This is a genomic window from Pelotalea chapellei (assembly GCF_018531195.1).
In the GTDB taxonomy this organism is placed as follows: Bacteria; Desulfobacterota; Desulfuromonadia; order Geobacterales; family Pseudopelobacteraceae; genus Pelotalea; species Pelotalea chapellei.
On sequence record NZ_JAHDYS010000012.1, the window covers coordinates 19,105 to 43,316 of the forward strand.

At 53.5% G+C, this 24,212-nt stretch carries 19 protein-coding genes; 9 read left to right on the forward strand and 10 right to left on the reverse strand.

Annotated features, from left to right (window positions below; translation table 11 throughout):
* Window positions 1-273: 273 nt before the first annotated feature.
* Window positions 274-3,084, reverse strand: coding sequence for a GPMC system transcriptional regulator (locus KJB30_RS12870; RefSeq protein ID WP_214299917.1), 2,811 nt, complete (start codon window positions 3,082-3,084; stop codon window positions 274-276).
* A gap of 671 nt (window positions 3,085-3,755) precedes the next feature.
* Here KJB30_RS12870 and KJB30_RS12875 point away from each other — a divergent pair.
* From KJB30_RS12875 to KJB30_RS12910, 8 genes are all read left to right on the forward strand, one after another.
* Window positions 3,756-4,742 carry a glycosyltransferase family 2 protein gene (locus KJB30_RS12875; RefSeq protein ID WP_214299918.1) on the forward strand — a complete coding sequence of 329 codons (987 nt, stop codon included), beginning with the start codon at window positions 3,756-3,758 and terminating at the stop codon, window positions 4,740-4,742.
* Window positions 4,732-6,243, forward strand: coding sequence for an NDP-hexose 2,3-dehydratase family protein (locus KJB30_RS12880; RefSeq protein WP_246545675.1), 1,512 nt, complete (start codon window positions 4,732-4,734; stop codon window positions 6,241-6,243). The genes KJB30_RS12875 and KJB30_RS12880 overlap by 11 nt, the downstream gene beginning before the upstream one ends.
* Before the next feature lie 11 nt (window positions 6,244-6,254).
* Window positions 6,255-7,370, forward strand: coding sequence for a DegT/DnrJ/EryC1/StrS family aminotransferase (locus KJB30_RS12885; protein WP_214299919.1), 1,116 nt, complete (start codon window positions 6,255-6,257; stop codon window positions 7,368-7,370).
* A 3-nt stretch (window positions 7,371-7,373) separates the two neighbouring features.
* On the forward strand, window positions 7,374-8,159 hold the full coding sequence (locus KJB30_RS12890; protein ID WP_214299920.1) for a class I SAM-dependent methyltransferase: 786 nt from the start codon (window positions 7,374-7,376) through the stop codon (window positions 8,157-8,159).
* Entirely contained in the window at window positions 8,153-9,979 is a 1,827-nt protein-coding gene (locus KJB30_RS12895) for a tetratricopeptide repeat protein (protein ID WP_214299922.1), read from the forward strand. The genes KJB30_RS12890 and KJB30_RS12895 overlap by 7 nt, the downstream gene beginning before the upstream one ends.
* Window positions 9,980-10,087: 108 nt before the next feature.
* Window positions 10,088-11,311, forward strand: a complete 1,224-nt coding sequence (locus tag KJB30_RS12900) for a molybdopterin molybdotransferase MoeA (protein ID WP_214299924.1) — start codon at window positions 10,088-10,090, stop codon at window positions 11,309-11,311.
* Window positions 11,312-11,487: 176 nt separating this feature from the next.
* Window positions 11,488-12,339 (forward strand): deoxyribonuclease IV, encoded by an 852-nt coding sequence (locus KJB30_RS12905; protein WP_214299926.1) that lies wholly within the window; start codon window positions 11,488-11,490, stop codon window positions 12,337-12,339.
* Between the two features lie 146 nt (window positions 12,340-12,485).
* Window positions 12,486-14,123 (forward strand): ABC-F family ATP-binding cassette domain-containing protein, encoded by a 1,638-nt coding sequence (locus KJB30_RS12910; protein WP_214299928.1) that lies wholly within the window; start codon window positions 12,486-12,488, stop codon window positions 14,121-14,123.
* 142 nt (window positions 14,124-14,265) lie between these two features.
* Here the strand turns inward: KJB30_RS12910 and KJB30_RS12915 are convergent, their stop codons facing one another.
* From KJB30_RS12915 to mtnP, 9 genes are all read right to left on the reverse strand, one after another.
* Window positions 14,266-15,378 carry a 3'-5' exoribonuclease YhaM family protein gene (locus tag KJB30_RS12915; protein WP_214299930.1) on the reverse strand — a complete coding sequence of 371 codons (1,113 nt, stop codon included), beginning with the start codon at window positions 15,376-15,378 and terminating at the stop codon, window positions 14,266-14,268.
* 44 nt (window positions 15,379-15,422) lie between these two features.
* Window positions 15,423-17,018 carry an NAD(P)/FAD-dependent oxidoreductase gene (locus KJB30_RS12920; protein WP_214299932.1) on the reverse strand — a complete coding sequence of 532 codons (1,596 nt, stop codon included), beginning with the start codon at window positions 17,016-17,018 and terminating at the stop codon, window positions 15,423-15,425.
* An 82-nt stretch (window positions 17,019-17,100) separates the two neighbouring features.
* Window positions 17,101-17,550, reverse strand: coding sequence for a universal stress protein (locus KJB30_RS12925; protein ID WP_214299947.1), 450 nt, complete (start codon window positions 17,548-17,550; stop codon window positions 17,101-17,103).
* A gap of 32 nt (window positions 17,551-17,582) precedes the next feature.
* Window positions 17,583-17,957, reverse strand: a complete 375-nt coding sequence (locus KJB30_RS12930) for a response regulator (protein WP_214299949.1) — start codon at window positions 17,955-17,957, stop codon at window positions 17,583-17,585.
* A gap of 57 nt (window positions 17,958-18,014) precedes the next feature.
* Complete coding sequence (locus KJB30_RS12935) at window positions 18,015-18,761, reverse strand: GAF domain-containing protein (RefSeq protein WP_214299950.1); 747 nt, start codon at window positions 18,759-18,761, stop codon at window positions 18,015-18,017.
* Window positions 18,762-18,789: 28 nt separating this feature from the next.
* Entirely contained in the window at window positions 18,790-19,653 is an 864-nt protein-coding gene (locus tag KJB30_RS12940) for a helix-turn-helix domain-containing protein (protein ID WP_214299952.1), read from the reverse strand.
* 10 nt (window positions 19,654-19,663) lie between these two features.
* Window positions 19,664-20,416, reverse strand: a complete 753-nt coding sequence (locus tag KJB30_RS12945) for a tetratricopeptide repeat protein (protein ID WP_214299954.1) — start codon at window positions 20,414-20,416, stop codon at window positions 19,664-19,666.
* An 82-nt stretch (window positions 20,417-20,498) separates the two neighbouring features.
* A complete protein-coding gene (locus KJB30_RS12950; protein WP_214299956.1) occupies window positions 20,499-21,416 on the reverse strand; it encodes a PfkB family carbohydrate kinase in 918 nt (305 codons plus the stop codon).
* Window positions 21,417-21,447: 31 nt separating this feature from the next.
* The gene (gene mtnP, locus KJB30_RS12955) at window positions 21,448-22,311 is read right to left on the reverse strand and encodes an S-methyl-5'-thioadenosine phosphorylase (RefSeq protein WP_214299958.1); all 864 of its coding nucleotides are present in this window, start codon (window positions 22,309-22,311) and stop codon (window positions 21,448-21,450) included.
* Window positions 22,312-22,769: 458 nt separating this feature from the next.
* Here mtnP and KJB30_RS12960 point away from each other — a divergent pair, with 458 nt between their 5' ends.
* Entirely contained in the window at window positions 22,770-24,149 is a 1,380-nt protein-coding gene (locus KJB30_RS12960; protein ID WP_214299960.1) for a DEAD/DEAH box helicase, read from the forward strand.
* The last annotated feature ends 63 nt before the right edge of the window (window positions 24,150-24,212 follow it).

The window sequence follows — 24,212 nt, forward strand, 5'->3', positions numbered from 1 at the left end:
CTGGGGCTAATGAGAAATATGTCCCTGATACCATGAACCGGGCTAAATTCAAACCTAATCTTTTTGGAATTCAGGACAGATTTCCCTCGAAGACCAGCTACTTCCGTTGAAACAGCAATCAGATTTTGTCGCGAGAGGTGGAATAAATCAGCTGCCCAAATTTGATAATGCGCTGAGGGAAAGACAAACGGCGAATCGGCACCATCTGGGTTCAAAAAAATCCCCGCAGGAACAAGTCCGGCGGGGATTTTTGTCTCCTGATCAGGCTTGAGTTCATACCTTCACGGTCTTGTAGAGGAAATTCTTGAATTTGAAAAGCTTGCGCTGGGCCTCTGCCGCATCATCATTTTCCGCCACCGCCCTCAGATAACGTGCCACTGCCGGCATGGTTTTGCCTGACAATGCCCGTCCTTTATCGATAACTACGCGCACCGTTTCCCTGGAAATATCGTTTCTGGAAAAAGGTTCATACACTTCAGTCCAGAAATCGCTGCCACCCGAAATCCGCTCCAGGATAGAGGCTGCCAGTCTGTCATCCAGTTCCTTGACATCACTGCGGCGGGAGGTAAGGTTGCCGGCGGCTGTTCCTGCTATGGCCATGCGGATGGCGTCACCGTTGATAACATCCTTGGTACGGAAAAACATCGCCCGCAGCAGGATACTGCGCAGTTCCCGAACATTGCCCTGATAGTTGTGCAGGATAAGCTCCTGCTTGGCATCTTCAGAAAGGACCGGTGGTGTTTCCAGCGGATCGGATTCTCCGCGGTAGGTGCGATAGAGCTTGCCTAGAAAGTGCACCGAAAGGTCCGAGATATCCTCGCGACGCTCGTTGAGTGACGGCAGCCGGATGGAGAGTTCCGAGAGTCTGTGAAAGAGGTCTTCGCGGAAGTTACCCCGGGCCATTTCTTCTGGAAGGTTACGGTTGGTGGCCGCCACCACCAGTACGCGGCTGTAGCGCTCCACATTTTCTCCCAGCCGGACAAAACCGCCGTTGTCCAGGAAACGAAGCAGCTGCACCTGGGTTTTGGGATCAGCGTCGCCGATTTCGTCAAGAAAAACGATCCCGCCGATGGTTTCTTCCAAAATTCCGCGCCGGTCGTTATAGGCACCGGTGAATGAGCCTTTTTTGTGCCCGAACAGTTCTGAATAGGTCAGTTCCCCCGAATATGAAGCGATATTGGTTTTTTTGACCGGTAGCTCTCCGTTGCTGTTTATCTGGGCACGATAGAGGCTGTTAAGCTTGTTGTAGAGATTGTTGAAGAAGAACTCCTTGCCCGACCCGGTCGGGCCGGTTACCAGAATGGAAGGAAGGCCGATGGTCGCTTCCTGAAGGCTGTTGCGGTTCCAGAAGGTGATCCGGTTGAACAGCGGCGTCGAAACCCTGTTGATAAACTCAACAACAGCCTGTGATGTGGGGCTGTTGCCGATGATATTGCCCAGCCGGTAAGAGGAAACATGCGGATCCTTGTAGGCCACGTCGCTTGCCAGGCGGTCGACTTCACTCTGTAGTCCTTCAATGCGCTGAAGATCGGATATGTGACGTGCCGTAAGGCTGCCGATAATCTGCAGAATACGGCGATGTTCCTCGCGGAAATAATCATTGTGCAGGGAGTTCAGGCAGATAACTGCAATCACTTCATCGTCGCAGATAACCGGTACGGCAATCTCGCTTTTGAGCAGCTCGCTCATGGAGCGGTGAAATCCTCCCGCCTGCTGCTCCATCTCCACCCGGGCAATTGCCTTGGGCTGTTTGGTATGGGCAACATAGCCGGTCAGGCTGCGCTCTTCGGGGTTCAGTTCCTCACCCCCCACCAGAAAAGGTGGAATGTACTTTTTGAGCCACTCCTTGTTCTTGGCGCCAATTATAGTGCCGTTTTCATCTTCCACAACCAGCCACCTGGCTCCGTCCCGCTCGGTTACCAGGGCGATGCTGCCGGTGTCTGCGCCAATCAGTTCGGTTGCCTTGGAAAGCACCTTGGTGAGAAATGGCTGCAGGCTTTCAGAGCGCTCGTTGAGCAGGTCGGTGATCTCGGAGAGAACCCGGATCTCCAGATGCTCGCCGCCGACTTCGCTGATAACCCGTTCCACCATCTCGGCATGGGTCTGCAAAAGACCCATCTCGAAATCCGTGAAACGGTACAGCTCGTTGGAATAATAGTTCAACAGACAGATGATACGCCGGCTGTCGGGCTCATAACGGGGTACCACATACATGGATCGCAGAGCCATTGATTCGGTCAAGGCGCGCTTCTGCAGGTTGTGCTGGGTCAGGTCAGCCACAAAAAGCGGTTTCAGCAGGCGATTATCGGTAATCACCCCCTGATCGTTGACATACTGTGAGATAAAAGATTTACCTTTCGTCAGATTCAGGTTCCCTTGTTGATCATAGAGGCTCTTGAGCTTTTCATCGTCCGAATAGCTGGCCAGAATGTCCAGGGAATGACCCGCACCTTCCCGTTGGTGAGGAACCAGCACCGAGGCCAGCGATACCTTCTTGATCAGTCTCACTGCTGATCTGACCATCATGCCGGCCGCTTCGCGTGCTTTGTATTCTTCCAACCTGCGTGCCAGCTGGACCTGCTGATGATAAATCCGGGCCTGGTCAAGCCGGTCAGCAACGAATCCCGTAAAATCCGCCAGATGGGATTTTGCGGTTGCCTCCAGCACTTCACCCGGATGGTCCTGATCAATGCACAGAACTCCGATTGATTTGCCCAGGCTGACAATCGGCATCACATAGCTGGAACGAAAACCGAAACGGCTGGCAAACTGAAGATCAGTCTCTGCGGCGTGGGTTGTTGTCTTAAAATCCACAGGATATTGACTGACGAATACACTGGAAACAACTGCCTCCGATGAGACGATCGGAAAGGATATGGCGCGAAGTTCTTCGGCATGTAACCCGGTGACATGTACACAGGAAAGGGCTCCCCGCGTCAGATCTTCCATGTATATGCGAATCCATTCATTGCCGGAAAGCTGTTGCGCCCCTTCGGCCAGAGCGTAAAGCAGTTCACCCTGGTTTTCTTTTCCGTAGGATGTGATCTTGTTTCGCAGCATCGTTAAATTGGTATCCAAAGGCATGACGGCTCCTGAGTAGATAATATACACAAATATGTAGCCCGGAAAGAGGAGCCGAGTCAAGTCGTGATATTGAAAAGCGAGTATGCCTCGTTAATACAAGTAGGGAAAGGGTTACTCATTAGTTTTACTGAAGTTGAATTTGAAAATTTTTATTGATATCCTGCCCTGAAGTATGAAAACAGGAACGAATACATTGAAATCGCTTTCTTTTACTTCGATCACAATAGTTCTTCTGCTGACGATATCATTCGGCCTTTTCCACCTGTGCCCGCAGGGTTTGTCGGGTCTCCGATCATCCGTTCATAAACATGCCCACGAGTCGACCGTTTCCTGCACGCTGGCTGCCAAAAGCCAAAAAACCGGCTTCTTCCCAATTTCCCCGTTCATCTGCGCCAGCTCCCTTTTCATCAAAATTCCTGCGTCTGTCCGCTCCATATATACATGTGCAAACCATAACCTTCCCTCGCAGTCCTCCCATTGTTCACCCCCATATCGGGGACCACCTGCCATTGGTCTATCCTGACTGATTGTGCGAAATGTATTCGTGAACTCTTCCATCTGATCGGTTTTTCCTATACAGACGCATCCATAAAAATCTGATTTCGCTATCTACCGGCGATGCCGCCAGCAGCTTCATAGTGTAAAGGAAGGCATCAACCAACTGGAGCATCATGGCTACTCCGTCCCTATCTGTCATCATTCCCGTTTACAATGCCGAGAAGACAATTACCCGATTGTGCGCCGAACTGATCAGGCTGTACGACCACAAATATCCTCTGGAAATAGTGCTGGTCAACGACTGCAGCTGCGATGAAAGCGACAGTGTCTGCCGTCAGGTTCAGCTGGAATTCGAGCAGGTAATCACCTATATCCGGTTAGCGCGCAATTTCGGGGAGCATAATGCACTCATGGCAGGGTTCAATCATGCAACCGGTGATCTGTGCGTGACCATGGATGACGATTTCCAGAATCCGCCGGAAGAGATCGCAATACTGATTGCGGAGATTGAAAAGGGATACGATGTAGTCTATGCACGCTACGGCAAAAAGAATGACCACTGGTTCAGAAACCTGGGCAGTCGCTTCAACGACAGGATGGCCAGACACATTCTAAAAAAGCCGGCTGAACTGTACCTTTCGAGCTTCAAGATCATGAACAGGTTTATGGTGCGTGAGATCGCCAAGCACAGCGGCCCTGATCCTTATATCGATGGCATCATCCTGCGCACGACTTCGAATATCGGGTCTGTACAGGTGACCCACAGTGAGCGTGCGGAAGGCAGATCGGGTTACACGTTGATGAAGCTGGTCTCCCTGTGGGGCAACATGATGGTCAGTTTTTCACTGATACCGCTGCGCCTCATGGGTCTGTTCGGTTTCTGCATGACGATTTTCGGTGTGGTGATGGCCGTCGATACCACGATTGATATCATAATACCTACAACTCCCGATCCCACCGATTTCGACAAACTTACAACTACGACAGCATTTTTTCGTGGGTTCCAACTGTTGGCCATTTCCCTTGTCGGAGAATATGTCGGCAGAATCTACCTGATCGTAAACCGTGATCCCCAGTTCATTATCAGGGAGAAGTTTACTGCCCGCGCCTCTTCCCGGGTTGCCGAGACCGTGCCGGCAAAGGAGCCCCATGTCAGATAAATCGGAACAGCGTGAAGATCTCCTCGGCCTGTTGATGGATCGGGCCGGAGTGGACGAGGTGCCAGATGGCGATATTCCGGCAGATGCTGCGGCCGGGATTGACCTTGTTCTTTCCCGGACACTGCAACGGGCCCTGCACGATGACCTTTGGGTGGATGAATGGATCAGACAGCAGCGGGCACAACCCTGCATGCAGGCTTCCATTGTGCCGCTGGGGGATATGGGTGCATGGGGAGTCGACCCGGTTACGGGGAATATCGCTCATTCAAGCGGCGGTTTTTTCACGGTCACCGGCATTACGGTCAGGCATCGCGGCCCATGCGGTGAAATCACGTGGGACCAGCCGGCCATCGATCAGCCGGAAGTTGGTATTCTCGGCATTCTGGCGGCGCCCATAAACGGAGTGCTGCACTTCTGCCTGCAGGCCAAGGAAGAACCGGGCAATATCGGCCCCCTTCAGCTTTCTCCCACGGTCCAGGCCACCTACAGCAACTACACCCGCGCTCATGGCGGCGCTGCTACTCCGCTGGTTGAATATTTCATGGATCCTCCCCGTGAACAGGTCATGTTCGCCAAACTGCAAACAGAGGATGGCGGGCGTTTTCTCTTCAAGTCGAACCGCAACATGATTGTGCGGCTGAATGAAGCTCCACCTTTGCCGGGAAACAACTTCATCTGGCTGACCCTGCGCCAGATCAGCCAGCTCATGACACGGGACAACCTGCTCCACGCCTGCACCCGCAGCGTTCTATCCAGTCTGGTATGTGGAGCCTGCTCCAATTTCCGGATTGAGGATGTCAGTTCTGAAATTGGAGAGATGATTGATCTTCCCCATACTTTGCTGCAAAAGGCCAAATACAGTGCTGCCCGGCTGACTCAGATTCATGACGCGGTGCAGTGGCTGGATGATCAGCGTGCTGCCAATCATGTTTTTTTAAAGCGTGAGCCGATGAATTCCCTTTCCGAGTGGACCATGGGGAGGGATGGGATAATCAGGCATAGGGAAAACCGTTTTTTCAACATCGTCGGCCTCTCTGTTCAATGTACCGGTCGGGAAGTGGTTGCATGGAACCAGCCGATTCTTGCACCTATAGGAACGGGAGTCATAGGTCTTTTGATGAAACTGCGCAACGAGAGACGGTACTTCCTGATGCAGGCCAAGGTGGACGCCGGCAACAGAACCTCGGTACAGATCGGGCCAACCGTTCAGTTCACCCCGATGAACTACCTGGGCAACCAGAAGTTGAGCAGGCCCTTCCTGTTTGACGAGTTTACCGGTAAGGGACGTTTCAAGGTGCTGCGGGAAAGCTGGCAAGCCGAGGAAGGAGCCCGATTTTACCGGGAGCAGCACCGGCACTGTATCCTGCAACTGCCGGAAGATGAGCAGCTTGAAGTTCCACCTGACTTCCGCTGGTTCTCCGAGGAAGAATTGGGTTTTTTCCTCAACCTGGGGGATAGCGTTAACTCGTGCGCACGCAGCATTCTGGCCTGTCTCATTTAGAAGGAACCCTTATGGCCACGACCAAAATTGCAAATTGGCAGTACCTTTCAGATTATGAACAGGAGCGGCAGGATGTTCTGGAGATTGTAGATCGGGTTTTCTCGTCGGGTCGGCTGATGCTGGGGCCGGAGGTGGAGAATTTCGAAAAGCATTTTGCCGCCTTCTGTGGCGCTGACCATGGCGTTGGTGTCAACTCCTGCACCGATGCACTTTTTCTGGCACTGAAGGCTCTCGGTCTTGGCCAGGGTGACGAGGTGTTGACCGTGGCCAACACCGCCGTGCCGACAGTGGCCGCCATCAGAGCCGCAGGGTGCCGTCCGGTTTTTGTGGATGTTGATGCAGATACATTCCTGATGAACCCCTCCAAAGTCGAGCAGTTGATTACTTCCCGCATACGCTGTCTTTTGCCGGTGCATCTCTGTGGTCACCCGGCGGACATGGCCCCTCTGCAGAAGATAGCTTCCGACCGGGGGATCCCCATTCTTGAAGATTGCGCCCAGGCGACAGGAGCCACATATAACGGACAAAAGGTCGGCGCCATCGGTACCATGGGAGCCTTTTCCTTTTATCCGACGAAAATATTGGGGGGCTTCGGCGATGGCGGCATGGTGATCACCAGCGATGATGCCTGTGCAGCAAGCCTGAGGCGGCTGCGCTTTTACGGCATGCAGGATGGCTACTATGCCCGGGAGGAAGGATACAACTCACGGCTGGATGAGGTTCAGGCCGCCCTGCTCGATTACCGGCTGCAGCGTGTTGATGAGGCTGTGAGGCGGCGCCGGGAGATCGCCCGCATCTACGATCAGGGCCTGGCCGGGGTAGGGGATCTTCGCCTGCCGGTTGTGCGGGAGGGCTGCAGCCATCAGTACTATCTCTATACCATCCGCACCAACCAGCGCGACCGGCTGCAGGAGTTCCTGGGCGGACAATCCATCGAGGCGCGCATTAATTACCCGGTACCGATCCACCTCATGGACGGCTACCGCTTTCTCGGGTATCAAGCCGGTTCCCTGCCGGTTACGGAACAACTGGCCGGTGAGATCCTGTCTTTACCAATGTTCCCGGCCTTGGGCCATGGGGAGGCGCTGCGGGTGATAGATGCGATACGTGCCTTCTTTCAGCGGTAGCCCATGAATCCGCGTGAGTATAAGGTCATGGCGACTCTGGAAGAGAGCCACTGGTGGTACCGTGGACTGCATGACCTGGTCACGCGGGTGGTTGCCGCCGAACGGGACCGGAAAGGGAAACTTTCGATCCTTGACGCAGGCTGCGGAACGGGTCGCCTCTGCCGACTACTGGGATCTTTCGGCACAGTCACGGGATGTGATTCCTCCGATCTTGCCCTTCAGCTTTGCCGGGAGAACGGCATTGAAACCACCTTCAAGGCTGACCTGAACTGCACCGATCTGGGGCGTGAGTGCTACGACGTGATAACCTGCATGGATGTGCTCTATCATCGCAACATCGAGCGGGAGGATACGGTGCTTACTTCGTTTTACCGGGCTCTGCGCCCCGGAGGAACAGTGCTGCTCAACCTGGTCGCCTTTGAGTCGCTGAGAAGCAGCCATGACATTGCAGTGCACACCCGCCGTCGCTATCGTCGACATGAAGTAGTCCAGCTGCTTCAGGAGGCCGGGTTTACGATCAGGTTCTGCAGCTATCGCCTCTGCCTGCTCTTTCCTCTCCTTGCTGCGTATCGCAGTGTGCTCGCCTTTTTCCAGTCCAGCAAAAATCCGGATCAGGTGCAGTCTGACCTCAGTCCCCCTCCACGGTTAATCAATCGCCTGCTGAAACATGCAGTGTGTCAGGAAAATCGAATCCTTGGAACATTGCCCCTGCCCTTTGGTCTGTCGGTTTTTGCCGTGGCGGAAAAACCGGATAACCAGGGTCAGGCGAAAAAGGGGGTAGCATGTTGAAACGCGCATTGCTGATCCAGATCGCGATTATAATTATTGTCGGTAGTGTCATCTATGCCGGCTCACTTACAGCGCCTTTCAATTTCGATGATGAAATCTATCTCGTGCTGAACCCCGCTATCAAAAGCTATGATTTTTTCAAAGATCCCTCTCTTTTGAACAACCTGTCCCTTAATCAGGACGTAAAGCATAACTTCTTCCTGCGGCCGGTTGCCTATCTGACCTTTGCCATCAACTTCAGTCTTAATGAACTGGATGTGCGAGGCTATCATCTCGTCAACCTGCTTCTGCACATTGCTAACGCGCTGCTGGTGTTTCAATTCCTGCGACTGTTCTTGACCACCTCCTGGGTGACGGAACGAATGCGTAGTGCTTCTGAAGATTTCTCGCTGCTCCCGTTGTTCGGGGCGCTGTTGTTTATTGCTCACCCACTCCAGACCCAGGCGGTCACCTACATCATTCAGCGCTTTGTACCCCTGGCGTGCTTCTTTTATCTTGGAGCCGTGGTGCTGTATGTTCAGGCCCGCCTGAGCGACAGGCGCTCAATACGTGTAGTGTCGTTGGTACTCTCTTTTATTGCCACGCTGCTGGCCATGTTGACCAAGGAAACCAGTTTCACCCTTCCGGTGGTTCTGCTGATGCTGGAATTAATGTTTTTCACAGGAAATCTGAAAAAACGTCTGCTCCGATTGATTCCTTTCAGTGCAACCATGGCAGTTATCCCCTTAATGGTTATGCGTCTGGCTGCATCAGCACACAAAGCCGGGTTCTCAGCTCTTAGCGATCCAACCAATCTGGTCAATTTCAGCGGCACTTCACGCTGGGAATATCTGATGACCCAATTCGGAGTTATCGTAAGATATTTGCGGTTGCTGTTTTTTCCAGTGGGACAGAATATTGATTACGACTATATCCTTGCCCGGGACTTTTTCAGCATGCAGGTCATGTTGCCCCTGTTTCTACTGCTGATACTGCTCGGAACTGCACTGTTTCTCTGGCAGCGTTCCCGACGGGACAATGGCGCCCCCTGGAGCAGACTGGCAGCCTTCGGAATTCTCTGGTTTTTTGTGACACTCTCGGTTGAATCAAGCCTGATTCCACTGGAGGATCTGCTTGTGGAGCATCGTATCTACCTGCCCTCCATCGGTTTTTTCATTACACTCCTGGCTGCCGGCGGAGCTCTTGTCACCAGGCAGCTGCTCAAGCCGGTACAAGCGGCTGTGGTTGTCGTTATTGCCATTTCCTTGCTGTGTGGTGCAACTGTCAGACGCAATATGCTCTGGGCCGATAATGTCTCCATCTGGGGGGATGCGGTTGCCAAGAGCCCCGGCAAGGAACGGGCCTGGAACAATCTGGGCTATTGGCTCACCCGGTCGGGTCGTCATGAAGAAGCCGCGACGGTGCTGCGCAAGGGGACGGAACTCTTCCCCGATTATGTTAAAATGCACATGAACCTCGGTATTGCCCTGAGCAATCTTAATCGGCTGGATGAAGCCCTGACCGCTACCAGTGAGGCATTCAAACGGGATCCCGGCAATCCGAGGACAGCAAACAACCTGGCTACCCTCTATCTGAGAAAGGGAATGAAAAGGGAAGGACACACGTTGCTGCTGAAAGCGCTGGAGCTCAAGCCCGACTATGGCAGCGCCCATTATAATCTTGGCTGTCTGCTGGTAGAGGAAGGCAGGCTGAATGAGGCACTTGAGACCTTGCGGCGTGCCAAAGGTCTAACCCTGGATGATCCCGAATTGCAAATCTCCGTTGACGAGATGATCCGTCAGGTACAGGTTAGAATCGAAGAAGATCCCGAATCCAGGTAAAACTGCAGATCCGGACACATATGCCGATCAAGGTTTGGCCGCGGTTGCTTCTTATGGTACTGTTTGATCTGCATTCGCGAATCCTATTTTTAATGCAGGAGAATAACCATGATTTCTTACCAGGAAGCACGCAGAACGATACTTGCCAGTGTTTCTCCCCTGGGAGTTGAGCGGGTCCAGCTTCTGGACGCGGTGGGTCGCGTGCTGGCCGAAGACCTTGTCGCACCGTGGGACATGCCCCTGTGGGATAATTCAGCCATGGACGGTTATGCAGTGCGTGCCGGGGATTGTACGGGCATACCATGCAGTCTGCAGGTAAGCGGCTTTCTGCCGGCCGGGGCACGAGCCGAGGGAATGACCGTGGAGCCGGGCTGTGCCATCAGAATCATGACTGGTGCACCGATACCAGCCGGCTGTGATGCCGTCGTACCGGTGGAGGAGACGGATAACGGCCAGCAGCGGGTAACGCTGCTGGAGCCGGTCAAGGCGGGCCAGCATGTGCGTTTTCGCGGTGAGGATGTTGCTGCGGGTATTACCTTTGTGAGGGCAGGCGCAATCATCCGCCCCCCTGAAGTAAACATGCTGGCAACCTTTGGCATGGCTCTGGTTCCGGTGTACCGTCGTCCAATCGTGGCCATTCTTTCCACCGGCGATGAGCTGGTCGAGCTGGGCACAACACCAGGGGCGGGCCAGATCATCAACAGCAATACCCTCTCCCTGGCTGCGGCAGTGCGTGAAACCGGCTGTACTCCGCTGATCCTGGGAATTGCGCGGGATAACCGCGAGAGCCATCTGGAAAAACTGCGCGAGGGACTGGCAGCCGATGTGCTGATTACCTCGGCGGGAGTATCGGCCGGGGATTGCGACCTGGTGCGCGATATTCTCGAAGAGCTGGGCGCACGGCAGGTGTTCTGGAAAGTCGGAATCAAGCCCGGTGGTCCGACCGCTTTTGCAATGCACGGCACCAGACCGGTGTTCTCGCTGCCGGGCAATCCCGTTTCCACCATGATCACTTTCGAAGAATTCGTGCGTCCGGCACTGCTCAAGATGCAGGGCCATCGGCAGGTGCTCCGTCCGCTTTTCAAGGCTGTTCTGCGGGATGATGTCCGCAAGAAGCCGGGCAAGGTACAGATCATCAGACTCCGGCTGGAGCGGGAAGAAGGGCGCTGGCATGCATCATCAGCCGGCAATCAGCAGACCGCTATTCTCAAAACAATGCTCGACGCTACGGCGCTTGCGGTGCTGCCGGAACAAAGCAGCGGGTGTGCAGCCGGAGATGAGGTGGATGTACATTTCTACGGAAATTATATTGAACTGGAAAAAACAGATTAAAAAGCCTGTGGCTCTGTATCTGTTCTATAAATGAATTGCTTCACTTAGCGTCTTTGCGGCTTTGTGTGAGAAAAGGTTTTTTCAACTGCTCTCGCTCGCTCGCTTCGCTTAAGACGCAAAGGCGCGAAGAAAACCAATTTACAGCTTGAGCAGTGTTTACTTGAAGAGAGGAAGAAATGAGCGATTATCTGGGCGCCCACATGTCCATTGCCGGTGGGATGCATCTGGCCATTCAAAGAGCTGTTGCTGCCGGTTGCAATGTGATGCAGGTCTTCACCCGCAACACGAACCAGTGGAAGGGCAAGGCTGTTACTGATGCCGCTGCTGTCGTGTTCCGTGAAGCCTTTGCCGCCTCCGGTCTGCACGAAGTCATCTCACACGATATTTACCTGATCAATCTGGCTGCCCCACCAGGCGATATCCGCGACAAGAGCCTGATGGCTTTTCGGGACGAACTGGAGACCTGTGCGCGGCTCGGCATCCCCAAGATCGTCATGCACCCCGGTTCACATCTGACGGATACTCCTGAAGTCGGCCTGGAAAGAGTTATCACCGCCTTTGATCAGCTTTTTGCCGAAGTCCCCCAGTTCACGGGGCGGGTGCTGCTGGAAACCACTGCCGGGCAGGGAACCAACCTTGGCCGTACTTTCGAGGAGCTGCAGGTGATCATTTCCGGATCGCGCTTCTCCGACCGTTTCGGCATCTGTTTCGATACCTGCCACACCTTCGCCGCCGGGTACAACACTGCCACCATTGAGGGTTACAACGATACCATGGCACAGTTCGATGCCATCATCGGTCTGAACCGTCTCGAGTGTTTCCACTTCAATGATTCCAAAAAAGGGCTTGGCTCACGGGTTGACCGGCATGAACATATCGGCAAGGGGGAACTGGGGCTGAACCCGTTCCGTTTTATCCTCAACGATCCGCGCTTTGCCGCTGTTCCCAAAATCCTGGAAACCCCAAAGGGGGACAACGAGGATATGGACGCCGTCAACCTGGCAGTACTCAGGGGGCTGATCGGCTGATTCCCGCTCCTGATGTTCACGCCGAACAGGCTGGAAACAAATAGGGATTGCCGCAAACCTGGCAGTAGTGCTATAGTTAGTGCCACGTGACCACAGGATTGATCCTGTGGTCTTTATTTTTTCATCCAAGGGAGTCGAACAAAACCATGATAGCTGCATCAAATATAACCCTGTCCTATGGCAAACGCGTCCTTTTCAAAGATGTAAATATCAAGTTCACTCCAGGCAACTGTTACGGTCTGATCGGCGCCAACGGGGCGGGTAAATCAACATTTCTGAAGATTCTTTCAGGCGAAATCGAAGCTGACAAGGGTGAGGTCACCGTCGGCAGCAAGGAGCGCATCGCGGTCCTCCGTCAGGACCAGTTCGCTTTTGATGAGGAAACTGTCTTCAACACCGTCGTCATGGGGCACAAACGCCTGTACGACGTGATGACCGAGCGCGATGCGATTTATGCCAAGGCAGATTTCAGCGAGGAAGACGGGGTCCGCTCAGCCGAACTTGAGAGCGAGTTCGCCGAAATGAACGGCTATGAGGTCGAGTCCGAGGCGGCAGTTCTGCTGAACGGGCTAGGCATCCCCGAGGAGCTGCGCTCGAAGAAGATGAAGGAGCTGGAGGCAGGGGACAAGGTGCGCGTGCTGTTGGCCCAGGCGCTGTTCGGGACCCCGGATGTCCTGCTGTTGGACGAGCCGACCAACAACCTTGACCTCAAGTCCATCTCCTGGCTGGAAGACTTTCTCTTCCGCTTTCCCAACACTGTCATCGTCGTTTCCCATGACCGCCACTTTCTGAACCAGGTCTGCACCCATACGGCTGATATCGATTTCGGCCGCATCCAGGTTTATGTCGGCAACTACGATTTCTGGTATCACGCTGCCCAGCTGAATCTGAAGCAAAAACAGAATGAAAACCGCAAACTTTCCGAAAAAGCCGATGAACTGAAGGCTTTTATCCAGCGCTTCAGCTCCAACGCTTCCAAGGCTAAGCAGGCGACTTCCCGCAAGAAACTCCTCGACAAGCTGACGCTTGAGGATATGCCGGTTTCCTCACGCAAATATCCCCATGTGGTGTTCAAGCCGGAACGCCCCTGCGGGGACATCATCCTGGAAATTCAGGGGCTGACCAAGGAAGTGGAAGGTGTCAAGGTGCTGAACAACCTCGACCTGATCGTTCGTAAAGGGGACAAGATCGCTTTTGTGGGGGGCAACAGCCTGGCCAGGACGACTCTGTTCCAGATTCTTGCCGGAGAGCTGGAGGCGGATTCGGGAACCTTCCGGTGGGGGGTGACGATCACCAACGCTTATTTCCCCAAGGAGAACAGCGCCTACTTTGAAAAAGAGCTGACTCTGATCGAGTGGCTTGGGCAGTACTCACCTCCTACCGAGGGTGAGACCTTTGCCCGCGGATTCCTGGGCAGGATGCTCTTTTCCGGCGAAGAAGCAATGAAAAAGACCAGCGTCCTCTCCGGAGGCGAAAAGGTGCGCTGCATGCTCTCACGCATGATGCTGACCGGTGCGAACGTCCTGATCCTCGACGAACCGACCAACCATCTGGATCTGGAATCGATCACCGCCCTGAATGACGGACTGATCGCTTACTCCGAGGTAGTGCTGTTCGCTTCACACGACCACGAGTTTGTTTCCACAATTGCCAACAGGATTGTTGAAATTACCCCTGGCGGAGTGATTGATCGGGTTATGGACTTTGAAGAATATCTGGAGAGTGCCGACGTAAGCCGGGAGCGGGACGAACTGTATCATGGACATGCAGAGCTGACGCTTTAGTTTGATTTTTATGAGGATTGGATTTGGATTAACACGGAGCAACTGAGCAACGGGGAGATCAAGATTCTGTAGTAGAAACCGCCAAGGTTTTACCGGCTCCTCAGTGTACTGTCATAGTACATTGAGGAGCCTTTTTTTATTGTCAGGAATTAAACAGGTTCATATTTTCCAGCGCCTTCAGGGGCTGATTGTTGAAACCTGTTTTTTGGTGATTGGCGGTCCGGAGGTCGGAATGGTTTTCCCTGGAGGGTTCGGCAGGGGCTGTATCTTCGCATATGCACTGCACCTCCTGCTCTTCATCCATGCCGTTTCCCTTGAAAAAGTAGCGGTCATACAGACGGTGGTGGGCGGTCCAGCGGGAGGTGCTGGCGTTTTCTTTGGCAATGTGTGCGCGGATGCCGTTGATCTTTGAATCCATGTCGTCCAGATAATTGAGGATGGTTGCCTCAATGGTCTTGGGGCGTTTGGGCGAGCCATATTCGTACTGCCCGTGATGGGAGAGCAGCATGTGCTTCAGCAGGATGGCCAACTCCCGCGGGAAGCCATCCACCTGACGGATACGATCTTCCACCAGTTCCACGCCGATGGTGATATGCCCCAGCAGTTTACCTGCATCGGTATAGTCAAAGGCGCGTGCATAGCTCATCTCATGAATCTTGCCCACGTCGTGCAGCAGAGCACCCACCACCAGAAGGTCCTCGTTGATCCCCTCTCCATACAGCGGCACAACAGTCTTTACCAGTTTGACCAGGGCGAGGGAATGTTCCAGCAGTCCCCCAAGGTAGACATGATGCATGGCCTTGGCGGCCGGAGCCATGCAGTAGAGCCCCATGAATTCGGTATCGGCCAGAAACAGTTCCATCAGTTTGCGCAGGGGAGGACTGGAGAGGGTCATCACAACTTCGTGCAGCTCAGCGGTCATTTCAGTGATGCTGCGGGGGGATTCGGGGAGGAAATCTGCCAAATTAACCTGCTCTTCAGGAATCCTGACGATCTCCGCCACCACAACCTGCATCTTGTTCATATAAACCGATGCCTTGCCGCGCACCTGGACAAAGTCGTCCTTGTCAAAGAGCTTGTCCAGTGAGTCCGTGTTATCCCAGATTTTGGCATCCACATCTCCGCTTTTGTCCATGAGGCGCAGATTCATGTAAGGCTTGCCATTCTTGGCCATGGCCATGATCTTGTCCTTGACCAGAAACACGGCGCTGACAGTGTCGCGATCCTTGATATCGGCTATATATTGTTTTGCCACGTGATACTCCTTTGTGATGGCTTCTCCTGCCGGTGAGGCACTAATTATCCAACCTGGAAACTCGCTGCAATCTTGTCTGCAATCTTTACCCCATCAACCGCTGAACTCATGATGCCGCCGGCATGGCCTGCTCCTTCACCGGCTGGATAGAGCCCTTTCAGGCCGATCGACTGGTAGTGCTCGTCGCGGAGAATTCTCAACGGAGCGGAGGTGCGCGACTCGATGCCGATAAGGGTCGCTTCTGCGCTGATAAAGCCGCGCATGCGACGATCAAAGGAGGTGATTCCTTCACGCAAAGTGGTGATGATGTAGGGGGGCAGCACGGAATCAAGCTCTGTTTCGATGATGCCGGGCCGGTAGGTGCTGGAAGCCGTTTTTTTCCCGGGCAGCCCCATGAACGCCAGAAGATTCTGGGCAGGAGCCTGATAGTCGCTTCCGCCGGCGGCAAATGCCTGGCGCTCCCACTGTCGCTGAAAACGAACGCCGGCCAGGGGATCCTTGCCGCCGAAGTCCTCCACGGTCACATTGACGACCAGTGCGCTGTTGGCGAATGGTGAATTGCGTTTCTGGCCACTCATGCCGTTCGTCACGACCCCTCCTGCTTCGGAGGCTCCTCCGATGACAACACCTCCGGGACACATGCAGAAGGAGTAGGCACTGCGGCCGGTAGCGGTGTTGTTCCAGGCCAGGGCGTAATCAGCTACCGAAACCTGGGGATGGCGCGGTCCGCCGTACTGGATGCGGTCAATCAGGCTCTGGGGGTGTTCCACCCGCAATCCCATGGCAAACGGCTTGCGCTCCATGGGGACATCGCGTCTAAAAAGCATCTCATACGTGTCGCGGGCACTGTGGCCGGTTGCCAGGATCAGCAGGTCGCACTGCATCTGCTCAGTATCATTGATGGTGACTGAAGCGAGAGTGCCGGCACGGGTCTCGATATCGCTCAAGCGGGAGCCGAAACGGATCTGGAATCCTTTTTCCAGCAGATACTGGCGGATAGTGCTTACTACCCGTCGCAGACGATCGGTTCCAATGTGCGGTTTGGCCAGGTAGTTCACTTCGGGAGGGGCTCCGAAAGCAACGAGGCGATCAAGAACCCAGGGAACCAACGGATCTTTGGAACGGCTGGTGAGCTTGCCATCGGAAAAGGTTCCAGCGCCCCCTTCGCCAAACTGTACGTTGCTTTCAGGATCAAGCAGACCGCTTCGCCAGAACTGCTGCACGGCAAGGGCGCGTTGTTCGACGGGCTGGCCGCGTTCGATGATCGTGGCTGTCAGTCCGTATTCCGCCAGGCGCAGTGCGGCGAAAAGACCTGCTGGGCCGCTCCCTGCAATGACGATCTGGCGATTCGAGCACAGCGGGGTGAAAATCTCCGGCTGCTGTTCCGGCTGCCATTCAAGGGAAGAGAGGGCGGGATCTTTTGCCATGCGGGTGCGTAGCGAGGTTTCATCGGCAACGGTAAAGGAGACGGTATAGACGAGTTTGATCCGGTTTTTTTGCCGGGCATCAACACCCTTGCGGATTATGCGAAAGCTGCCCATTACGGCAGAGGTTGCACCGATGCGGGCTGCAACCAAGGCGGGCAGGGCAGTTTCATCCTCATGGGGCGAAAGGGTGATATTACGATAAATAAATGGCATTTCGGGCCTGCTGGAGCTTATGCAGCTCCAGGGATTGTAGAAGAGATTGAACGGGCTTGATCAAAAAGCTTTCAAATTGCTGTTACTCAGCCGGCAGTCGGATTGTCAGCACCGGGCAGGAAGCTGCCCGAACGACGCGCTCTGCGGTGCTGCCAAAAATAATGTGGTCAAGACCGGTGCGGCCATGGGTACCCAGCACAATCAGAGATGCACCCGTATCTTGTGCCTTGCGAGTGATCTCTTCATACGGTATGCCGCTGACGATAGAGGTATCATAGGCGGTATAGCTCCCCAACCTTTCGTGGCAGAACTTTTCCATCATGGTGGTTGCACCCGCTTCGATTTCCTTTTCAAGCTGTTCGAAGGAAATGTGCGGTACATAGAATCCGCGCAGGTCAACCGGTTCGTTGATGACATGCATGATGGTCAAATGAGAACCAAACTGCTGAGCCAAGGTCAGGGCATAATCAAAAGCATAGGCAGCGTTTTCAGAGAAATCGACAGCAACCAGAATTTTATCAAAAGTTTTCATAGCATACCCTCCTGGGGTCAAAAGTTATTGATTCATTTTTCCTTGAAGATCTTTGCTATTATCTTGATCAGTTCTTCTACCTTGACCGGCTTGTTTACATACTCAAAGGCTCCCAGATTCATGGCTTCGATATATGATTCAACCTCTCCGTAGGCCGTAACCATGATAACATTGCTGGCCGGGTGTGTCCGGTTAAGTTCGCGCAAAAAAGTGATGCCATTCATCTCTGGCATGTTGATGTCGGTAATGATCAGTTCGACTTCCCTGCTCCGGAGATAATTCAGTGCTTCGTGGCCGTTGGCTGCGGTGGAAATCTCATAGCCTTCGCGGGAAAGCAGCTTGGCAAGGCCATTTCGGGCATTTTCTTCGTCATCGACAATCAGAATATGTTTCTTTTGCTCGACCACAGGAACTCCCGATTAATAAATAAGAAGTAAACAAGTTTAGCACCGAGATTGTGTTTGTCAAGCTGCCGGGTTTGTGTCCCTGGCGATCTTGGAGGTTGCAACCTTCTGTCGCAGCTTGATAGCAGAGAGAATCAGATTGGCAATGATGGAGACGAAATAGATCTCATCTTCCGGGAAGCTGCGCATGGAAGTTGTCTGCAGATTAATGACACCATAGATATCCTTTTTATCGGTGATCGGGAAGGAGAGCATGGAGTTATATTTCTCCTCGTTCAGCTCCGGGAAGACCTTGTAGCGCGGATCCTGTGACGCGCGGGAAAGATTGAGCGGCTGCATTTCCCGTGCAACAGTGCCGGTTATTCCCTCGCCAAGCCGGAGTCTGATCTTTCCGATCTTTTCCGGTTCGAAGCCATGGGTGGCGGTCAGCACAAGTTCACCCTCTTCAAGAAGGTAAATATTGCAAACACTGGCATTCAACTGTGTAGCAAGTTTGGTTGCCACAGACTGCAGCACCTCCGCGAGCTCAAAATCGGATGAAACCAGCATACTGATTTCTTCCAGTGAGATAATCTCCATATGCTCACGGTTGGCGCGTTGCATGGTCAAGACCATTTTCCCCTTTTCACTCTCCACATAAGGAAGGAAGTTAGCTTTCTGATAAAAAGGATTAACCGTCTTTACCTTTTCCATCATGGTGCGATAGTCGGAGAAACCACAGGGGCAGGTCATTTTGACCCGATAATTATCGATACGCTCACTATTCATGATTCGTCCACATTTGCGGCAACGTGCTGCTATCTGCATGGCAGTCTCCTTGCTGATGTAAAGCTTGTCACTGTTTAACTCCCTCAGCATCCAGGACTACGTAAGCCGTTTTTCCTGTGGGGCCGAAAGGTTTGAGAGTCTTGCCGTTAAGTTCGGCCTCAACTGCGCCGGCATTGGATAGCTCGAGGATAATGTTCCTGTCTGCTTTCCACTCGATGACATCACCAGCGGCTAATTCATAATCCTGTGCTGCGGTACCATCAATGGTCACCGCTAAAGTGCTATTACTAATGACTTTCATGCGCAGGACAAAGGTTTTGTCTGCGTCAGACGCCTTGCGTACAATGGGTTGTTCGGGCCGTACTTCTTCTTTGACCGGAACCTCTGCTGGTTCAGAAACTGTTTTACTTTTTTCAACAGCAGAAGTGCTTCGGGCACTGGAAAGTACAGGCTGAACTGGCACTGCCGGGACTGATGATGCTGTTGTAAGAGGGGCAGCATGCTGCGGAGTCGGCACCACGGTACGATTTATAATTGCTGAACTGATAAGTATCATTATCAGCAGGCCCGCCGGCAAGGTCAGCTTTTTCCATGGGATACGCTGCCTTCTTCGGGATGCAGTGCTGTTTGGCTGATCCGGTCCCTGACTGGAGGTTTCCGCGGGTGCGTACAGCTTTTCGTAAAGCCGCATCATGTCATCTGCATTGAGACCGAGATGTGTAGCATAGGTTCGCAAAAAACCCTTGAGATACGCCTGGCTGGCAAACTTGTTGATCTGGTCTTCCTCCAGCGCCAGCAGGTAGTTAACCCCGATCTTTGTCGCCTCGGCCGCTTCATCCAAAGTAATTCCATGGTATTCACGACATCGCTTAAGGATGGCACCAGGAGAACTGAGGGTGGAATAATCAGGATTGGATGATGTCTCGGTCAAGCCGGCCTCGCTACTTGATCAGTTCGAGATAGCCCTGGGATAATCTCCCAAGGTCCGAGTCGGGGAAAATACGGAGGACTTCTTTGAAGGAAGCTTTCGCTGCTTCGAGATTATTCATCTTGAGGTACGCCAGGCCGAGGTGATAATGAGCTGCACCATAATCATTGTATATCTCCAGCGCTTTGCTGTATTCGGCAATGGCCTGATCAAGTTTGTCCATGGCAAACCAGACTCGCCCCAGGGAAAGACGTATGACAGGGTTACGCGGATTGAGTGCCGCTACTGAACGAAGTTCTTCCAGTGCCTTGGGATAATCACCTTTTCCCAGATATGCAAGCCCCAGATTGATGGTTGCGTCTTCACTCTTGTCATAAAAGATGTCATCTTTGACGATCTTGAACTGCTGAATTGCATTATCCCACCGCTTCAGCTCCAGGTAGGCCACCCCCAGATCATTGCGGGCAACAGCATAATTGGGTTTGAGAGTCAGGGCGCGCTGCAGGCGCTTTTCAGCCAGATCGGGCCGCTTTTTCCCCAGATAAGCCATTCCCAGGTGATAGAGCAGTTCCGGGTTTTCGGGATCCAACTTTTCCGCCTCGGTCAGTTCAATCAAAGCATTGGTGTAGTTGCGCTCGCCAAGATATGACAGACCCATCTGATAATGATAGGCAGCCTGATTCCCCTCGGGATGGCCGGTTGTTGCGCATCCGGCTGAAGTTCCCAGTGCCAGCAGAAAGATGAAGTACAGCAGGCGTGTGATCATGTAAATCCGTTTAAAAACAGGGTTAAATCGGCGCCAAACTAACAAATTGAGCAGCTGTTGTCAATAAAGGCGCCGGAGATGGTCAGAGGGGCTCTATGTCCCTGAAGCTGGTCAGTGACTTGAAGTTCTTGTAGCGGGCCTCTATTTCACGATACTCCAGCCGCTTCATGCGCTCAAGACTGAAATCTTCCACATTAAAGGAGGCCATTACGCTGCCGAAAATGATCGCCTGCCGGATACCGTCTTCGCTCAAATCTCCGGTATTTGCCAGATATCCCATCAAACCTCCGGCAAAGGTGTCTCCGGCTCCGGTCGGATCGAATACCTGCTCCAGCGGGTACGCCGGCGCGGCAAAAACCGAGTCTTTGGTAAACATAAGCACACCGTATTCACCCCGCTTTACCACCAGGCGTTTGCACCCCAGGGATATTATGCTGCGGGCCGCTTTGACCAGGTTGGCTTCACCTGTAAACTGGCGTGCCTCTCCCTCGTTAATCACGACAAGATCAACCTTTTGAAGGACTTTCTTAAGCGACTCCGGTTTGGATGATATCCAGAAATTCATGGTGTCGCAGGCAACCAGTTTCGGGGCTCGCACCTGATCAAGCACATCCATCTGGAGATCGGGATCGATATTTGCCAGAAAAACATACTCAGCATCCCGGTAGGATTCAGGTAGGTTTGGCCTGAACTCGGTCAGAACATTCAGCTGGGTATCCAATGTCTGGGCTTCATTGAGATCATAACCATATTTACCAGTCCAGTGGAATGTTTTACCAGGTATGCGCTGGAGGCCGGCGGTATCGATATCCCGGGATTGCAGGAATTGCACGTGTTCCTGGGGAAAGTCCTCACCCACAACAGCCACCAGCGAAACGTCGGTGAAAAAGCTTGCCGAGGTAGAGAAGTAGGTGGCCGAGCCCCCCAGAACATTCTCACCCTTTCCGAAAGGGGTTTCTACCGTATCAAAGGCAACTGTGCCGACAACGACTATACTCATATGCAAAGCTCCTTTTTCAGGCCGTCAGAATCTACAGGTATCTGCCCGCGATTACGTCAAGTCTCTGTTTTACATCATCGGTTATGGCCGCTCTGTCTGTGATGATTGCATGCTGCATGTTGCTGCCGCAGGAACAGCTGCGTTCCGTTGCGATGGAGGCGACCGCCTGACGGATGATATTTTTAGCCATGGCCACGTTCTGATGGATGATCTGGATGATCGCCTCAACGGTGACATCTTCGTGTGAATCATGCCAGCAGTCATAGTCGGTTGAAAGAGCAATGATGCCGTAACAGATCTCAGCTTCACGGGCCAGCTTGGCCTCGGTCAGGTTGGTCATGCCGATAACCGATGCACCCAAACCCAGATACGAGAAGGATTCGGCCCGTGTTGAGAAAGCAGGACCCTCCATGCATATATAGGTTCCCCCTTTGTGGACGGTGGCGCCGGCGTTTATGGCGGCGGAGTAGAGGACATCCGAGAGAAGATGGCAGACCGGATCGGCAAAGCCGGCGTGTGCCACAATGCCGTCGCCAAAAAATGTATCCTTGCGAATGCCCTTGGTCCGGTCGATGAACTGGTCGGGAATTACGATGTGTCCCGGAGCAATAGCTTCTTTTAGGCTGCCCACTGCCGACACGGAAATGATCTGCTCTACACCGAGCTGTTTCATGCCATGGATGTTGGCGCGATAATTGACTTCGGATGGAAGCAGGCGATGCCCACGACCATGTCGCGGCAGGAATACCATGCGCACGCCGTTCAGCACGCCTGTTATGAATTCGTCAGACGGGGCTCCGAAAGGAGTAGTCACGGTAACATGATTTACATCCTCCAGTCCTTCCATTTCATAGAGGCCGCTGCCGCCGATGACGCCGATGCTTGTAGTGCTCATTGCAATTTCCTTTCTGCGAGGAGTAACCCGTGGGCAAAAGCATCGGTGACTTTACGGTTTTGCATGCTAAAGTTCAATAATTATTTTCCCCTGCGAATCGTGACTTGAACCACTTGAGAGCATCTATGCATTAGCAGATTAAAAAAAATGGCTTGCCTTTCTCCAGAAACCTCCTTATTATCTTCGCAGACTGTCACACGAACGGCGGCAAGGTGTCCGCCGTTTTCTTTTTGATCATCGCTTACCGACCCCGATTCAATCCCCTTTATTGAACTTGGCAGAACGTTTGGCAGGCGAAGATTTATACCCGGCAGCTTTCAGGTTTTATCTCCTGATGTACGTGGTATTGAACAGCCTTGCTCACGCGGAACCGCCGTCCTCCATCCGTGGATCATGCCGTATGATCCCGCGGCCTGTGTGCGCTCCTCACCCCGACACCGCCCAGAAAAGGAACACGCATGACGTTTGAAGAACTGAACCTCAACCCGGCCATTCTCAAGGCAGTAACAGCCTGTGGCTACACCTCTCCAACTCCAATCCAGGCCCAATCAATTCCACTGGTTCTGTCAGGAACAGATCTGATTGCCACTGCCCAGACCGGAACCGGTAAGACAGCTGCCTTTGTACTGCCCGCCCTTGAGCGTCTCAGCACACCATCAACCGTGCCTGGTAAGGGCCCCCGAGTGCTTGTTCTGACTCCTACCCGTGAATTGGCCGGCCAGGTCATGGATGCGGCGCGTAACTACGGTCGCGGCATACGGGTTCGCTGCGGATCGATCCTTGGTGGCATGCCATATCGCGAACAGCTGCGCCTGCTTTCTGCCCCGGTTGATATCATTGTTGCCACTCCTGGTCGTCTGCTGGATCACCTGGAGCGAGGCAGCGTCAGACTTGATCGTCTGGAGATGCTGATTCTGGACGAAGCTGACCGCATGCTCGACATGGGGTTCAGTGAAGATATGGAAAAGATCGTTTCCCGGGCACCCAGCAATCGTCAGACTCTGATGTTCACCGCGACTATGGAAAAGTCCGTACTCAAGCTGGCCGAGACAATGCTGCGCGATCCACAGCGCGTCGAACTGGCTGTGCGCACCCAGTCTCACGATCTGATCGAGCAGCGCCTCCACGTTGCTGACAACTTGCATCACAAGAAAGAACTGCTGCGCCACCTGATCAGCGATCAGCAACTCACCAGGGCCATTATTTTCTCAGCAACCAAGCGCGATGCCGATGATTTGGCTCGTGAGCTGAGCAATGCCGGCCATCCGGCTGCCGCCCTGCATGGCGACATGAATCAATTTGCCCGCAACAAGACCATCGAACGCATGCGCCGCGGCGGCATCCGCCTGCTCGTCGCTACCGATGTAGCTGCACGCGGTCTGGATGTGAACGGCATCAGCCATGTAATCAACTTCGATCTGCCTCGCTTTGCCGAGGATTACGTTCACCGCATCGGCCGTACCGGCCGCGCCGGCGCAACCGGTGTAGCCATTTCATTTGTCTCTTCATCGGAATTGAGCTACCTGGAGCGCATTGAGCGATTCATCGGCAAACGTCTTCCCGAACAGAATATCGATGGACTTGCTCCATTGTCAGCGCTGAGAAGGGTTTCCGGCGGTAATGGCGCGCGTCGTTCCGGCGGTCCGGGTGGCAACCGTTTTGGAAAACCGGGTGGCAAACCAAGAACAGCAACTGGACAAGGCAAACCCTGGGAAGGCGCTCCCCGTCCCGGCAAGTCGGGAGCACCGGGAGCAAGTCGCCCTCAGCGCGGTTCAACCCACCAGCCGGTAGTGGAGTACCGTACCCGACGTGCTGAAACTCTTACGGGTCCGAAATAAAACGGTAACAAGACAGAGCATCAAACTGAAAAAGGCTTCCGGGAATACCTGGAAGCCTTTTTA

Excerpts from the sequence above, each read along its gene's own strand:
- KJB30_RS12870 (WP_214299917.1), bottom strand. The coding sequence starts at position 3,084 with ATGCCTTTGGATACCAATTTAACGATGCTGCGAAACAAGATCACATCC.
- KJB30_RS12875 (WP_214299918.1), top strand. The coding sequence starts at position 3,756 with ATGGCTACTCCGTCCCTATCTGTCATCATTCCCGTTTACAATGCCGAG.
- KJB30_RS12880 (WP_246545675.1), top strand. The coding sequence starts at position 4,732 with ATGTCAGATAAATCGGAACAGCGTGAAGATCTCCTCGGCCTGTTGATG.
- KJB30_RS12885 (WP_214299919.1), top strand. The coding sequence starts at position 6,255 with ATGGCCACGACCAAAATTGCAAATTGGCAGTACCTTTCAGATTATGAA.
- KJB30_RS12890 (WP_214299920.1), top strand. The coding sequence starts at position 7,374 with ATGAATCCGCGTGAGTATAAGGTCATGGCGACTCTGGAAGAGAGCCAC.
- KJB30_RS12895 (WP_214299922.1), top strand. The coding sequence starts at position 8,153 with ATGTTGAAACGCGCATTGCTGATCCAGATCGCGATTATAATTATTGTC.
- KJB30_RS12900 (WP_214299924.1), top strand. The coding sequence starts at position 10,088 with ATGATTTCTTACCAGGAAGCACGCAGAACGATACTTGCCAGTGTTTCT.
- KJB30_RS12905 (WP_214299926.1), top strand. The coding sequence starts at position 11,488 with ATGAGCGATTATCTGGGCGCCCACATGTCCATTGCCGGTGGGATGCAT.
- KJB30_RS12910 (WP_214299928.1), top strand. The coding sequence starts at position 12,486 with ATGATAGCTGCATCAAATATAACCCTGTCCTATGGCAAACGCGTCCTT.
- KJB30_RS12920 (WP_214299932.1), bottom strand. The coding sequence starts at position 17,018 with ATGCCATTTATTTATCGTAATATCACCCTTTCGCCCCATGAGGATGAA.
- KJB30_RS12925 (WP_214299947.1), bottom strand. The coding sequence starts at position 17,550 with ATGAAAACTTTTGATAAAATTCTGGTTGCTGTCGATTTCTCTGAAAAC.
- KJB30_RS12935 (WP_214299950.1), bottom strand. The coding sequence starts at position 18,761 with ATGCAGATAGCAGCACGTTGCCGCAAATGTGGACGAATCATGAATAGT.
- KJB30_RS12945 (WP_214299954.1), bottom strand. The coding sequence starts at position 20,416 with ATGATCACACGCCTGCTGTACTTCATCTTTCTGCTGGCACTGGGAACT.
- KJB30_RS12950 (WP_214299956.1), bottom strand. The coding sequence starts at position 21,416 with ATGAGTATAGTCGTTGTCGGCACAGTTGCCTTTGATACGGTAGAAACC.
- mtnP (WP_214299958.1), bottom strand. The coding sequence starts at position 22,311 with ATGAGCACTACAAGCATCGGCGTCATCGGCGGCAGCGGCCTCTATGAA.
- KJB30_RS12960 (WP_214299960.1), top strand. The coding sequence starts at position 22,770 with ATGACGTTTGAAGAACTGAACCTCAACCCGGCCATTCTCAAGGCAGTA.